The sequence below is a fragment of the Salmonella sp. NW645 genome (assembly GCF_051703725.1).
Lineage (GTDB): Bacteria > Pseudomonadota > Gammaproteobacteria > Enterobacterales > Enterobacteriaceae > Salmonella > Salmonella enterica.
The window spans coordinates 261,861-275,108 of sequence record NZ_JAMMKR010000007.1; the positions used below are offsets into that span (position 1 = coordinate 261,861).

The 13,248-nt window shown below is 53.3% G+C and carries 14 protein-coding genes; 3 read left to right on the top strand and 11 right to left on the bottom strand.

Translation table 11 applies throughout. The features are described from left to right. Positions 1-18: 18 nt before the first annotated feature. The 9 genes from NA389_RS16810 to mdh form a co-directional block, all read right to left on the bottom strand. Positions 19-1,320, bottom strand: coding sequence for an oxalacetate decarboxylase subunit beta (locus tag NA389_RS16810; protein ID WP_000444833.1), 1,302 nt, complete (start codon positions 1,318-1,320; stop codon positions 19-21). A 12-nt stretch (positions 1,321-1,332) separates the two neighbouring features. Next, positions 1,333-3,108 (bottom strand): sodium-extruding oxaloacetate decarboxylase subunit alpha, encoded by a 1,776-nt coding sequence (oadA, locus tag NA389_RS16815; protein ID WP_079920654.1) that lies wholly within the window; start codon positions 3,106-3,108, stop codon positions 1,333-1,335. Positions 3,109-3,124: 16 nt separating this feature from the next. Then, positions 3,125-3,367, bottom strand: a complete 243-nt coding sequence (locus NA389_RS16820) for an oxaloacetate decarboxylase subunit gamma (protein WP_000128597.1) — start codon at positions 3,365-3,367, stop codon at positions 3,125-3,127. Between the two features lie 156 nt (positions 3,368-3,523). Further along, on the bottom strand, positions 3,524-4,141 hold the full coding sequence (ttdB, locus tag NA389_RS16825) for a L(+)-tartrate dehydratase subunit beta (protein ID WP_000162405.1): 618 nt from the start codon (positions 4,139-4,141) through the stop codon (positions 3,524-3,526). After that, positions 4,141-5,040, bottom strand: coding sequence for a L(+)-tartrate dehydratase subunit alpha (gene ttdA, locus NA389_RS16830; protein WP_000045349.1), 900 nt, complete (start codon positions 5,038-5,040; stop codon positions 4,141-4,143). Before ttdA ends, ttdB begins: the two co-directional genes overlap by 1 nt. Positions 5,041-5,072: 32 nt before the next feature. Continuing rightward, entirely contained in the window at positions 5,073-6,341 is a 1,269-nt protein-coding gene (locus NA389_RS16835) for an SLC13 family permease (protein WP_000433390.1), read from the bottom strand. Positions 6,342-6,551: 210 nt separating this feature from the next. Continuing rightward, the gene (locus NA389_RS16840; protein ID WP_001171581.1) at positions 6,552-7,217 is read right to left on the bottom strand and encodes a GntR family transcriptional regulator; all 666 of its coding nucleotides are present in this window, start codon (positions 7,215-7,217) and stop codon (positions 6,552-6,554) included. Beyond that, entirely contained in the window at positions 7,204-7,833 is a 630-nt protein-coding gene (locus NA389_RS16845) for a GntR family transcriptional regulator (RefSeq protein WP_000723776.1), read from the bottom strand. Before NA389_RS16845 ends, NA389_RS16840 begins: the two co-directional genes overlap by 14 nt. Positions 7,834-7,952: 119 nt before the next feature. Beyond that, on the bottom strand, positions 7,953-8,891 hold the full coding sequence (gene mdh / locus NA389_RS16850) for a malate dehydrogenase (RefSeq protein WP_000861586.1): 939 nt from the start codon (positions 8,889-8,891) through the stop codon (positions 7,953-7,955). A 414-nt stretch (positions 8,892-9,305) separates the two neighbouring features. Between mdh and argR the strand changes: the two genes are divergently transcribed. The 3 genes from argR (at position 9,306) to yhcN-B (ending at position 10,773) form a co-directional block, all read left to right on the top strand. Continuing rightward, positions 9,306-9,776, top strand: coding sequence for a transcriptional regulator ArgR (gene argR, locus NA389_RS16855; protein ID WP_001257852.1), 471 nt, complete (start codon positions 9,306-9,308; stop codon positions 9,774-9,776). 363 nt (positions 9,777-10,139) lie between these two features. After that, positions 10,140-10,403, top strand: coding sequence for a peroxide/acid stress response protein YhcN (gene yhcN / locus NA389_RS16860; RefSeq protein WP_000695693.1), 264 nt, complete (start codon positions 10,140-10,142; stop codon positions 10,401-10,403). A 103-nt stretch (positions 10,404-10,506) separates the two neighbouring features. Continuing rightward, a complete protein-coding gene (yhcN-B, locus tag NA389_RS16865; RefSeq protein ID WP_000853277.1) occupies positions 10,507-10,773 on the top strand; it encodes a DUF1471 family stress response protein YhcN-B in 267 nt (88 codons plus the stop codon). Between the two features lie 59 nt (positions 10,774-10,832). Here the strand turns inward: yhcN-B and NA389_RS16870 are convergent, their stop codons facing one another. Continuing rightward, positions 10,833-11,105 carry a barstar family protein gene (locus NA389_RS16870; RefSeq protein ID WP_001103888.1) on the bottom strand — a complete coding sequence of 91 codons (273 nt, stop codon included), beginning with the start codon at positions 11,103-11,105 and terminating at the stop codon, positions 10,833-10,835. Positions 11,106-11,276: 171 nt separating this feature from the next. Next, positions 11,277-13,244: a p-hydroxybenzoic acid efflux pump subunit AaeB gene (aaeB, locus tag NA389_RS16875; protein ID WP_000510913.1), complete on the bottom strand. Its 1,968-nt coding sequence runs from the start codon at positions 13,242-13,244 to the stop codon at positions 11,277-11,279. Positions 13,245-13,248 lie beyond the last annotated feature (4 nt).

Here is a 13,248-nt window from a genome sequence, read left to right on the forward strand (position 1 = left end):
GCCCCCGATTAGATTGGATTACATCGCCAGCACGTACTTCAGCATCACGCCCGCCGCAATCGCCGAACCAATCACCCCGGCCACGTTCGGGCCCATCGCGTGCATCAGCAGGAAGTTCTGCGGGTCCGACTCCAGGCCCACCTTGTTCGATACGCGTGCCGCCATCGGCACCGCCGACACCCCCGCCGAACCGATAAGCGGGTTGATTTTGTTCTTACTGCACAGGTTCAGCAGCTTCGCCATCAGCACCCCGGCCGCCGTCCCGATACCAAAGGCAATCACCCCCAGCAGCAGAATGCCCAGCGTCTGCGGCTGCAGGAACTTGTCCGCCACCAGCTTGGCGCCAACGGAAAGCCCCAGGAAAATGGTGACGATATTAATCAGCCCGTTCTGTACCGTGTCGCTCAGACGCTCCACCACGCCACTTTCGCGCATCAGGTTGCCAAAGCAGAACATCCCCAGCAGCGGCGCGGCGTCCGGCAGCAGCAGGGCCACCAGCATGAGCAGCACCACCGGGAAGAGGATTTTTTCCCGCTTGCTGACGGTGCGCAGCTGCACCATGCGGATTTTGCGCTCAGTCTCCGTGGTCAGCGCCTTCATAATCGGCGGCTGGATTAACGGCACCAGCGCCATATACGAGTACGCCGCCACCGCAATGGCTCCCAGCAGCTCCGGCGCCAGCTTGCCCGAGAGATAAATCGCCGTCGGGCCGTCCGCGCCGCCGATAATGCCGATGGCCGCCGCCTGCGGCAGGGTGAAGGAAATCAGGCCGAAGTAGTTCAGCGTCAGCGCCCCCAGCACCGTAGCGAAGATACCGAACTGCGCCGCCGCGCCGAGCAGCAGGGTGCGCGGGTTGGCCAGCAGCGGGCCGAAGTCGGTCATCGCGCCGACGCCCATGAAGATGACCAGCGGCGCGACGCCGGAGCCAATCGCCACTTTATAGAACAGCGCCAGCACCCCCGGCGTGTAGCCCATGTCCACCGCCAGGCTCTCCATCTGGCCCTGCACCGACGGCAGCGCCAGCGCTAACGCCTCCTTGATGGCATGAACGTCCGGCGCGCAGTTGAGCTTCGCGGCAATCACCGCCAGCTGCCCGGCGTCGTGATGCGCCAGCAGGCTTTCCAGCGCGGTCAGCGCCATGCCCGCTTCCGGGATGTTGGAGAGCAGCCCGCCGAAGCCAATCGGCAGCAACAGCAGCGGCTCGAACTTTTTCGCTATCGCCAGCCACAGCAGCAGCAGGCTGACCAGCAGCATGATGGCCTGGCCTGCGCCAAGGTGCATCAGCCCCATGCCCTGAAGCAGGGCGTTCAGACTTTCCATTTCAGTTCTCCGTTACGCCAGCGTCATCAGGGTGTCGCCGACGGAAACCGCGTCCCCGGACTTCACCGCAATACCGCGTACCGTCCCGGCCTGCGCGGCGCGGATTTCGGTTTCCATCTTCATGGCTTCCAGAATCAGCAGCACGTCGCCTTCGGCCACCGTCTGGCCCTCGGTGGCAATCACCTTCCAGATGTTGCCCGCCAGCGGGGCGGTGACCGGGGTGCCTGCGCCTGCGGGGGCGGCGGCCTGAACCGGTGCGGAAGAGGCCGCCGGTTCAGCCGCAGTAAGCTGGCTGATATCGCCGCCGTCGCTGACTTTGACCACAAAGGCTTTGCCTTCCACTTCGACGGTGTAGATACCGGAAGCTGCGGCTTTTGCCGGGGCAGCGGCAGGCTGCGCGGCTTCCGCCTGCGGCAGTGGCTCAAACGCCGCCGGATTGTGGCGGTTCTCAAGGAATTTGAGGCCGGGTTGCGGGAACAGCGCCACGGTGAGCACGTCGTCGATGGCGTTTCCCGCAAGCTGGATGCCCTTCTCCTGCGCCTGGCGCCTGACGTCGGCTTCCAGTTCAGCCAGCTCCGGTTTGAGTAAATCCGCCGGACGGCAGGTCACCGGAGCGCCCCCTTCCAGCACCCGCGCCTGCAGTACCGCGTTCACCGGCACCGGGGTGTGCCCGTATTCGCCTTTCAGAATGCCGGCCGTTTCTTTGGCGATGGTTTTGTAGCGCTCGCCGGTCAGGACGTTGAGCACCGCCTGGGTGCCGACAATCTGCGAGGTCGGGGTGACCAGCGGGATAAAGCCGAGGTCCTCGCGCACGCGGGGGATTTCCGCCAGCACCTGGTCGAGTTTGTCCGCCGCGTTCTGCTGCTTCAGCTGGCTTTCGAGGTTGGTCAGCATTCCGCCCGGCACCTGCGCCACCAGAATGCGGCTGTCGTAGCCTTTCAGCTGGCCTTCAAAGGCGTGATATTTTTTGCGCACCTCGCGGAAGTACGCCGCGATGTTTTCCAGCTTCAGGATATCCAGCCCGGTGTCATATTTTGTGCCGGCAAGCGTGGCGACCAGCGCCTCGGTGGCCGGGTGGCCGTAGGTGGCGCTCATGGAGGAAATCGCCGTGTCCACGCCGTCAACGCCCGCCTCGATAGCCTTCAGCAGGGCCATCTCCGCCATCCCGGTGGTGGCGTGACAGTGCAGGTGCAGGCGCACCTCAAAACGTTTTTTGATTTCACTGACCAGCTCAAAGGCGGCCATCGGCGTCAGGATGCCGGACATATCCTTGATGGCAATCGAGTCAACGCCGGTTTCCAGCAGCTGTTCGGTCAGGTCCAGCCAGGTCTGCAGGGTGTGCGCCGGGCTGGTGGTGTAAGAGAGCGTGCCCTGGGCGTGTGCGCCGTGGCTGCGCACCGCCTGCAGGGCGGCTTTCATATTGCGCGGGTCGTTCATGGCGTCGAAGACGCGGAAGACGTCCATGCCGTTTTTCACCGCGCGTTCGACGAAGCGTTCCACCACGTCATCGGCGTAGTGGCGGTAGCCGAGCAGGTTCTGGCCGCGCAGCAGCATCTGCAGCGGGGTTTTGGGCATGGCTTTTTTGAGTTCGCGCAGGCGCAGCCACGGGTCTTCGCCGAGGAAACGGATGCAGGCGTCAAAGGTGGCGCCGCCCCAGCACTCCAGCGAGCCGTAGCCCACGTCGTCGAGCTGAGCGGCAATCGGCAGCATATCGTCAAGACGCAGACGGGTGGCGAAAAGGGACTGGTGGGCGTCACGCAGGACGACGTCGGTAATGGCAATAGTCATGGATCCCTCCGGGAAATTAAACGTGGTGGCGGTGATGGTGAATGGCGGCGGCAATCACCGGCTTTAAGCGGGTGAAGTCGTCCACGACGGGAACGGCGCGCGGTGCGGGCGCGGCGACCGGTTCGGGGAAGAAGCGGTTGACGGCGGCGGACATGCCGCGGATGGCGAAAATCAGCAGGAACAGAAACGCCAGCACGAACCCCATGCCGAGGAACATCAGGGTGAAGCCTTCACCTAATAGCAGAGCTGCATCAGTCATAAAATAGCCTTCAGGCAGGAGGCACGATAATGGTGCTATTTATGACGATGAAATAATAAGGGTGGATTTCCCTGAGCCGCCCCCGGCCAGAGCCCTTGGTTATTATTATCGTCATAACGTATTGCCACCATTATCGTGCAATTTACGTAATCAGGTTTATTTGATGAAACTTACGTTCTGGCATATTTCATCAGCGACGATCTCTTTACGCTGATTAAAAATAATTTTGTTCTGTTCAAACAGATTATTCCCATGGGTATCAATAGAAACAATCAGCGGGCCAAACTCTTTAACCCGGCAGACCCACAGCGTTTCCGGCATCCCCAGATCGCGCCATTGGGCATCTTCAATTTCTTCCACGCACACGGCGGCTACAACCGCACAACCGGCAGGGAATACGCAGTGCAGCGCTTTGTGTTCAGCACAGCCCTCTTCCGTGCCTTTGCCCATTCCACCTTTACCCACAATTAATTTCACGCCGGTCTGCGCAATAAACTCTTTTTCGAATTTCTCCATACGCATGCTGGTGGTTGGTCCAACGGAGACCATTTCAAACTTATCGTCTTCGCCTTTAATTGGGCGGACAATTGGGCCAGCGTGTAAAATAGCGCCGCCGCGAACATCTACCGGAAGTTCGCGACCACCTTCAATTAAACGGCGATGGGCTACGTCACGGCAGGTAACAATATGACCGTTGAGATAAATAATATCGCCAGCCTTAATATCCGCTAAATCTTCATCTTTAATTGGCGTAGTCAGGATTTTTTTAGTCATCAGAAATTCACTCCGCTGTGAGACGTAATGGTGTAATTCAAATCTTTATCGAAAACGATATGCCCTTTACGGTGCGACCAGCAGCCGACGTTTACCGCCACGCCGATGGTAGAAGGATGACGCGCGGTGTTTTCAATGTTCACGCCCATAACGGAGGTATTACCGGACATCCCCTGCGGCCCCAGGCCAATTTTGTTAATGCCGTCTTCCAGCATTTTTTCCAGCGAGGCTGCACGCTCATTCTCGTTATGCGAACCGATCGGACGCATCAGCGCTTTTTTCGATAGCAGTGCCGCCGTTTCAACAGAGGTCGCTACGCCCACGCCAACCAGCAGCGGCGGACAAGCGTTGAGGCCGTAGCTGGTCATCACATCCAGTACAAAGCGGGTCACACCTTCATAGCCTGCACCCGGCATCAGCACCATCGCTTTCCCCGGCAGAGAACAACCACCGCCCGCCATATAGGTATAAATGCTGCACTGATCGGAATTGGGAACGATCTCCCAGAAGACCGTCGGCGTACCTTTACCCACGTTTTTACCGGTGTTGTATTCATCAAAAGTTTCTACGCTGTTGTGGCGCAGCGGAGAATCTACAGTTGCTTTGATCACCGCTTCACGCAACAACGCTTCCAGCTCGCCAATCAGCGGAAAGTTCGTCCCGCACTCCACCAGAAACTGAATGACACCGGTGTCCTGGCAGGAAGGTCGATCCAGCTCTTTCGCCAGACGCTGGTTCTCAATCATGGTAGTAAAGATGACGTCGGCCAGTTTACTGGTCTCTTTCTTATGCAAATCTTCCAGTTTTGCAGTGACATCATCAGGCAAAACTTTGCCGGTATATCCCACAAACTTGGCCATAACGTCGGTCATATGGGATATCTGTTCACTTTTGCTCATAAATGCTCCTTAGTCAGAACAGCTTCCGTTAATTACGGATGAAAAGGGAAAAGGATTGGCAGCAGGATCAAGCTGACAATGGTTGAAACGATAATCAGGGGGATACCGGCCTTAGCGTAGTCGACAAATTTATAGCCACCCGCAGAGAGCACCATCATGTTGGCAGGCATACCGATAGGGGTTGCGTAGGCGCAGGAACCGCCAATGACCGTCGCCATCAGAACCGCACGCGGGTCGGCCCCCATACCTGCGGCAATGGACAAACTCACCGGCACCAACAGCGCTGTCGTTGCGGTATTGGACATAAAGTTGGTCATCACAACGGATAAGGCGAAAACGGCGATCAGCAACATGAACGGTGAGGAGTTTTGCCCCAGCATGCCGATTACATAGTCCGCAACCAGCTTGCCTGCCCCGGTCATTTCCAGCGCTTTTGCCAGCGCCAGGGTGCCGCCAAAGATAAAAATAGTCTGTGAATCAATGGCTTTATAGGCCTGTTTTTCCGTGAGTACGCCGCTTACTACCAGCACAAGAGCGCCAATACAACCGGTCACGGCCAGGCTGACACCGATCTTCTTCTCAAAGATCATGCCGAGGATCGTTGCGATCAACACCACGAGTGAGAGCCGTTGTTTCCACTGTGGAACATGGCTGTAGTCACGTTGCTCCCCGACGCTCCCCACCTCACCGCCGGTCGCATTATTCGGCAGAAAGCGATAGCCAATAGTCAGGAAGTAGAGAATGCCGCAGATGAGCATCGGGAGACCGATTTTTGCGTATTCAAAAAAGCCAAAGCCGCCGCCAATATTCTGTAGCGCAGACTGTGCGATAAGATTTCCCGGCGCGCCAATTAACGACAGGTTACCGCCCAACGCAGCGGCGAAAACCAGCGGCATCAGTAGACGAGAACGCGAGAAGCCCGATTTTGCCGCCACGCCGATCACCACCGGAATCAAAACCGCAGCGGTACCGGTGTTAGAGAGGACGCCAGACATCAACCCCACCACCACCATAATGGTGAAGATCAGCTGTTTTTCTGTTTTCGCGAAGCGCGTGATGACGCCGCCCACTTTGTTTGCCATACCGGTCTCGAACAACGCACCGCCTACGATGAACATCGCGACAAAGAGGATGACGTTAGTGTCGATAAAGCCAGCAAAGGCCTGTTTGATATTCAGAACGCCGGTGATCACTAAGGCCACGCAGACAATCATGGAAGTGACGGCCAGCGGCACTTTTTCCCATACAAACATGACGATAGCGAACACCAATAAACATAGGGTAAGGGTAATGGGTTCCATATTTATAATTATCCAATCAATGATATATGATATTGTATCCAATATTGACAGAGAGAAATTATTCCCATACAAAAACTAAGTCAAATCGTTTCTCAGGAAAGATGCAGGAGTGGGATCTACATCAAGATCGTGGTTAGATCGTTACTGGACGTGATTAATAGAATTGAAGAATTGGTTGAAGCGCCTGCGATGCTCACGCAGGCGAAAAGATCAGGCAGAAGGGTCACCAACATAGCGGGTCAGCATATTCTCCATCGAGCGAATAATGTGTTCGCGCATGCGCTGGCGTGCCAATGTTTCATCATGAAGTTCAAGAGCTTGCAGAATACTTTTATGTTCCTGAATGGAAATCACGGCATACTCTTCTTCGGTGACCTTATGGCCCATCGAAAGGCCGTTCCACATATTACAGAGCAACATTTTCATTTTTTCGTTGCCAGCAACATTCCAGATTTCCATATGAAATGCCTGATTCAGGTCGGAGTATTCCGCCGAGTTATTTTCCGCGAGAGCCTTTTCAGCGGCATAATGCACCTGGGCTATCCGCGAGATATCGGTGCCGGGACGAGAAGCTTTAGCCACCGCCTCACTTTCTAACAGCGCGCGAATTTCATAGTGTTCACGGATCGTTTGTTCATTGATGCCCAACACCACCGCCCCTTTATTAGGGCGCACTTTTATCAGCCCATCCGCCGCCAGAATCTGAAACGCCTCGCGCACTGGCATACTGGACACGCCGACCATTCCGGCAATGCCTTCTAACGTAATCTCCTGCCCTTCCACTAACTCCCTCGAAAGAATCGCTTTACGCAGCACCGCCGCGACCTGTTCTTTCGCTGAAAGAAGCTTAATCTTCCCTAACTTAGGCTTCTGCACTTTCCCAATCCTTCATATGTTGACGCATTATTTCTGCTAAAGAGAGGAAATAACGCTGCATAACTTGCCCAATCTCATCACGCCGCCCCTGGCGTATGACGTCAGCCAGTTCAGCGAAAAGCTGCGCCGACTCCTGATTATCTTTTTTCAGATGCAAAATAACATAAGAGACATAACCGTCCAGGAACTGCTGATACACCTTTTCCAGATAGCGGTTATTCACATAAGAAATCAGCATCGCATGACACTCCAGTTCGCAGGATTTGTCTTCTGCGACAGCCAGCGCTTGCGCACGTATCAGGAGGGCATCGCCTACTTCGCTGGGTATCAGCGAAAACATTTCGGCGGCCATCGCGGCAATCACGCGAAAAATATGACTCACGCGATCGGCCTCAAGATGCGCGACCTGCATGTGCCTGTTGGGCAGTCGGATTAAAAAACCTTCCTGTTCGAGTGACTGTAGCGCTTCTCGAACCGGCATTCGTGAAAGACCAAGCTGCTCCGCAATACTTTCCTGCGCGAGTTCTTCTCCCGCTTTTATATTGCCGGAAAGAATTTCATAGCGAAGCATTTGCGTAATGTGATCGCGGGTTTGCGTTCTTTGGATCTTTTTCACGACGTTCTCGTTAATAACCGATAAGACGTGAGGAGTTTAGCAGATTTAGTACTTGATTTCGTGGCTTGTTTACAGTCAAAGAAGCCGGAGCAAAAGCCCCGGCATCGGGCAGGAACAGCTTATTTATTAATAAAATCTTCACCCAACTGAATATCTTTTTTCAGCGTATCCAGCATAGCGTCCAGCGAATGTTGCTCGAAAGCGCTCAGTGTGCCGATGGATTTACGCTCTTCTACACCGTTTTTACCCAGCAGCAGCGGCTGAGAGAAGAAACGGGCATACTGACCGTCGCCTTCCACATAGGCGCATTCCACCACGCCTTTTTCGCCCTGCAGAGCGCGAACCAGAGAAAGACCGAAACGTGCGGCAGCCTGACCCATAGAGAGGGTTGCCGATCCGCCGCCGGCTTTCGCCTCGACGACTTCAGTACCGGCGTTCTGAATACGTTTAGTCAGCTCGGCCGCTTCTTGTTCGGTAAAACTTACGCCTGGAATCTGCGACAGCAGCGGCAGAATCGTCACGCCGGAGTGCCCGCCAATCACCGGGACTTCAACTTCCGTTGGCAGCTTACCTTTCAGCTCTGCAACAAAGGTATTAGAGCGGATGATATCCAGCGTGGTGACGCCAAACAGTTTGTTTTTGTCGTATACGCCTGCTTTTTTCAGCACTTCCGCCGCAATCGCAACGGTGGTGTTCACCGGGTTGGTGATAATGCCCACGCACGCTTTCGGGCAGGTTTTAGCGATCTGCTGCACCAGGTTTTTCACGATGCCGGCGTTAACGTTAAACAGGTCGGAACGGTCCATACCCGGCTTACGCGCCACACCCGCAGAAATCAGTACTACGTCAGCGCCTTCAAGCGCCGGGGTTGCGTCTTCACCGGAGAAACCTTTGATTTTTACAGCGGTGGGGATATGGCTCAAATCAACGGCCACACCGGGAGTCACTGGAGCGATGTCGTACAGGGAGAGTTCTGAACCTGAAGGCAGTTGGTTTTTTAAAAGTAATGCCAGCGCCTGACCGATACCACCAGCAGCGCCGAGGACTGCGACTTTCATCCTAAACTCCTTATTATATGATTAGCTAAGTGTCTATTGCTCCGCGGCGGCGACCTTAATTCACAAATTCAATGATTACAATCCTCACTCATCAAGAATGCGGAGTCGCGCAATTTTGGCTTTTATGCATTTAATTTGCGTAATCCGGATCGGCTGCAACCAGAGAGCAACGTTCCTACAGGTGGTGACAATATACCCTACTATCCTCTCAAAACAACATCATTTTGATAACAATTAATTTACTTTTAATCTTATTTGCGAGGCGTGACACAGGCATGTTTCTTGATAACGAAATTTGATAAAATTCCGCTCTTTCATAACATTATTTCAGCCTTAAACAAGGCAGACTGTTTGCATAAAAATTCATCTGTATGCACAATAATGTTGTTTCTACCGCCATATTACGGGTGACTTATGCGAAGCTCGGCTAAACAAGAAGAACTAGTAAGAGCGTTTAAAGCGCTCCTCAAAGAAGAAAAATTCAGCTCACAGGGCGAAATCGTCCTCGCGTTGCAGGATCAGGGCTTTGAAAATATCAATCAGTCCAAGGTCTCGCGCATGTTGACTAAGTTCGGCGCAGTGCGTACACGTAACGCAAAAATGGAAATGGTGTACTGTCTTCCGGCTGAACTGGGCGTCCCAACAACATCCAGTCCGTTGAAAAATCTGGTGCTGGATATCGACTATAACGACGCTGTCGTGGTGATTCATACCAGCCCCGGCGCGGCACAACTCATCGCGCGCCTGCTGGATTCACTGGGGAAAGCAGAAGGTATTCTCGGCACGATTGCCGGCGACGATACTATCTTCACTACGCCTGCCAGCGGCTTTTCCGTAAGAGATCTGTACGAAGCCATTCTGGAACTTTTTGAACAAGAGCTTTAGTCCCACTTCCTCCGTCGTCGTACGGCGGAGGCACCTTTTTGTCCCCTCCCCTCGCCGCTTTCCTGTACGGCTATCATTTGGCAAATCATGCCCTTAAACATTCACCACATGAATGACAAATCAAAAAACGCACAAAATGTCAAATTTATTAAGACATTGATTTTATTTCATTTTTTAAATGACAGCGGCGAAAAACAGCAATTTTAATTCCATAACGTTATAAAAAATAAAATTTTTAATGTCTTTAAAAAGCAGAAACAATTAGCGTGGTATTAATTAATCACGTGATTAGTGTATACTTAATTTTGTGATGAGGGTCACGAAACAAAGACCCCAGTAAAGGAATTCGACGAGGTAAAAATCATGAAAATCAAAACCACTGTTGCAACATTAAGTATTCTGTCCGTTCTCTCTTTTGGCGCTTTCGCCGCAGAACCTATCAGCGCAGAGCAAGCGCAAAATCGTGAAGCAATCGGATCGGTTTCAGTCAGCGCTATCGGCTCATCGCCTATGGATATGAACGCCATGCTGAGCAAAAAAGCGGATGAACAAGGCGCTACGGCCTACCACATTACCGAAGCGCGTAGCGGCAGCAACTGGCACGCCACTGCCGAACTGTACAAATAAAATTCACCTGCCATCGCATATAACGTGTCGTTACTTCGCGGAGATATCGCATAAGAAAAGCCCATTAATCCGCGAGGTTGACCCTATAAAGGAATAAAAGACCATGAAAACGAAATACATTATCGCATCACTCGGCCTGGCCACTCTGCTCTCTTTCGGCGCAAATGCCGCAGTACACCAGGTCAACGCGGAACAGGCGCAGAATCTGCAACCGATGGGCACCATTTCCGTCTCGCAGATTGGCAGTACGCCAATGGATATGCGCCAGGAGATCGTCGCTAAAGCCGAAAAAGCAGGCGCTAATAGCTATCGCATCATCGAATTAAAAGAAGGTGATAACTGGCACGCCACCGCCGAGTTGTATAAGTAAACCCTCGTCGTCTAACCCGACGACTTGCCCCCGCCTGTCGGGGGCTTTTTTATGCTTTTTCAATGCCGGACATTAAACCGTAGCCGCCCCTCCAGCTCTTCTTCCGCTTCATCAAAGAGTAAAATCAGCGCCCCGTAGCGCCTGCGCAGTTTATCAGGCAGGTGAACAAACTCAATCTCTAGCGGTAGGGGTAAGGTATCGCTCATTACCGCATCCCATAATGTATCAAGATCGCTTACTTTCTCACTGGCAAGACCAAACGTCTGCGTAAACTCGCGATAAAAATCGCTTTGGTTTTTAATATCATTAAAATCAAAAGTATAGACATTCATAGCCAGCCACCATCCCCGACAGACAATTGTCTGTTTTACTACTAAGCATCATTATGCAGAGGTTTCACTTCCAGAAACGCTTTTAGCCCCGGAGCACTCTTGCGCTGTTTTTGTATCTCAAATAAGTATAGTCATAAAAAAACCGACGCTTTTGGCATCGGTTCTTGTGGGTTAGCTATCGGTAAGCGCGTTCTGGTATTTATGTAACATGCCCGTCAGGCGTTTAACCGGTTCCGTCACCTGCGGCGGCGCCTCCCAGATACGTAATTTCTCCTGATAGATATCCAGCTCATCCAGCAACTGACCAAAGTAGCGTCGCCGTTTATCATCGCTTCCGGCGGAAATAACATGGTCTGCGGTACGACGAAGTTGACGGTGGAACACTGACAGATCTTCATTAACCGGTATCGGCGCGTCGCGCAGACGTTGATGAGCAATGATCATCGTTAGCGCCAGGCGAAACTTCGGCAAATCGCCAGGGAATTTATTCATCAGCAAAAAGAGTTGCTGATATAACGCAGGCAGACGGTTTTCTTTACGACGTACCACGTTGGTCGTCATTGCCGAGACCGCAGCGGAAACAAACTGATTAAGCAGCACGCGACCGGTTCGATCTTTGGATTTATCACGCACCAGCAGGATGACGATAAACGCCAGCATACAGCCAACAATTTGCCCCAACGCGCTGTCGAGGAACTGGCTGAAATGGAACGTCATCGGATTATCCAACACAATAATGTTAATCGTACTGGCCAGCGCCCCCATCGACCCCAGACGCCGTTTCTGGACCTCAATGCCGATAAAGAACCCCAATACCGCCAGGCTCAAACATAACAACAGCATACTTTGCTGCGTATTGGGAATAATCACCAGGAAATAGAGCAATCCCAGCGGCAACGCCGCCAGAGTGCCATAAATAAAATCAATGCAGACCATGCGCGGATTGGGTAAACGCATCGCCAGCGAGGTCACCACGGCAATCATCACCATCGCGCCATTACCCGATGTCCAGCCGGTCCATAGCCAGAATAATGTCCCCAGAATGCAGGAAAGCGTGGTGCGCCAGAAGTTCACCATCGCATGGTGGCGTTCAGCGGATTCCACTTTAACTACGGGCTCGCCTTGCAGGATCTCTTCTTCCGTCGCGCTGATTTTGGTGTTGCTGATCACGCCGCGTTTAAGCAGCAGATAGCGCGTCGCAGCGCCTACCCAGCTATAAAGCGTGACGGGCGTTTCGCGCTCGCCGGTCCAGACAATGACACGCCGCATCCGTTTTAACTGCCTGTGGACGTCCTGTACCGTTTCAACCGGCGTCTCGAACAGTTCCCGGAATGTATCGGTAATCAGTTCCGGCCGCGTGTTTTGAATAAGATAAGTTTCACAGGATTGCGTAATCAGCGTGAGCGAAAGCGTATTCAACGCTTTCAGGCGGCGGTTAGCGCGTACCCAGCGCGAAGATTCCATATTCAGATTACTTCGCATCCCCTCCAGCGCCGCCGTGCGTCGCACCAGATCGCCCCAGGCGTTGTCAACTTCTTCGCTGTCGCCATGCTTAATACAAAGTTGCATTAGCTGATATTGCGCTACCAGTAAACTGTCCAGTTCGCGATCAACCTCCTGCTTTATCGATCGCGGCGAGAAAAGCAGATCCGCTAAAATAGCGCAGCCAATGCCGATGACGATTTCGCTACAGCGCTCAAGCGCAAATTGCGGCGTGAGCAGCGGCTCCGTCTGAATGGTAATCACAATGATCAGCGCAGTATAACCTGACAGTCCCCACGCATAAGAGTTTTCGATCCGTACTAAAGAGGAGATCCAGGTACAAAAACCGGCCCAGACACAGCACACCAGAATCATCAATAGCGGCGCGCGGATCATAGAGATAATAATGATAAGCGCGGCGATACAGCCAATAAACGTCCCGATAATACGCAACATTCCGCGATAACGGATAGCGCCGGAATAGGGTTCCCCGCCGGCGGCAAATGCCGGGCCTGCCGCCACGATCGCGGCGGTCAGCACCGCCCAACGCGGCGTCTCCAGTTGAAAATGGAAGCCGATAAATAATGCCAGCACAATGGCGCACGCCAGCTTTACCGCAAAACGAATGTGCTGGTTGGCAATGGAGAAAATGCCCATGACG

Excerpts from the sequence above, each read along its gene's own strand:
- NA389_RS16810 (WP_000444833.1), bottom strand. The coding sequence starts at position 1,320 with ATGGAAAGTCTGAACGCCCTGCTTCAGGGCATGGGGCTGATGCACCTT.
- oadA (WP_079920654.1), bottom strand. The coding sequence starts at position 3,108 with ATGACTATTGCCATTACCGACGTCGTCCTGCGTGACGCCCACCAGTCC.
- NA389_RS16820 (WP_000128597.1), bottom strand. The coding sequence starts at position 3,367 with ATGACTGATGCAGCTCTGCTATTAGGTGAAGGCTTCACCCTGATGTTC.
- ttdB (WP_000162405.1), bottom strand. The coding sequence starts at position 4,141 with ATGACTAAAAAAATCCTGACTACGCCAATTAAAGATGAAGATTTAGCG.
- ttdA (WP_000045349.1), bottom strand. The coding sequence starts at position 5,040 with ATGAGCAAAAGTGAACAGATATCCCATATGACCGACGTTATGGCCAAG.
- NA389_RS16835 (WP_000433390.1), bottom strand. The coding sequence starts at position 6,341 with ATGGAACCCATTACCCTTACCCTATGTTTATTGGTGTTCGCTATCGTC.
- mdh (WP_000861586.1), bottom strand. The coding sequence starts at position 8,891 with ATGAAAGTCGCAGTCCTCGGCGCTGCTGGTGGTATCGGTCAGGCGCTG.
- argR (WP_001257852.1), top strand. The coding sequence starts at position 9,306 with ATGCGAAGCTCGGCTAAACAAGAAGAACTAGTAAGAGCGTTTAAAGCG.
- yhcN (WP_000695693.1), top strand. The coding sequence starts at position 10,140 with ATGAAAATCAAAACCACTGTTGCAACATTAAGTATTCTGTCCGTTCTC.
- yhcN-B (WP_000853277.1), top strand. The coding sequence starts at position 10,507 with ATGAAAACGAAATACATTATCGCATCACTCGGCCTGGCCACTCTGCTC.
- NA389_RS16870 (WP_001103888.1), bottom strand. The coding sequence starts at position 11,105 with ATGAATGTCTATACTTTTGATTTTAATGATATTAAAAACCAAAGCGAT.
- aaeB (WP_000510913.1), bottom strand. The coding sequence starts at position 13,244 with ATGGGCATTTTCTCCATTGCCAACCAGCACATTCGTTTTGCGGTAAAG.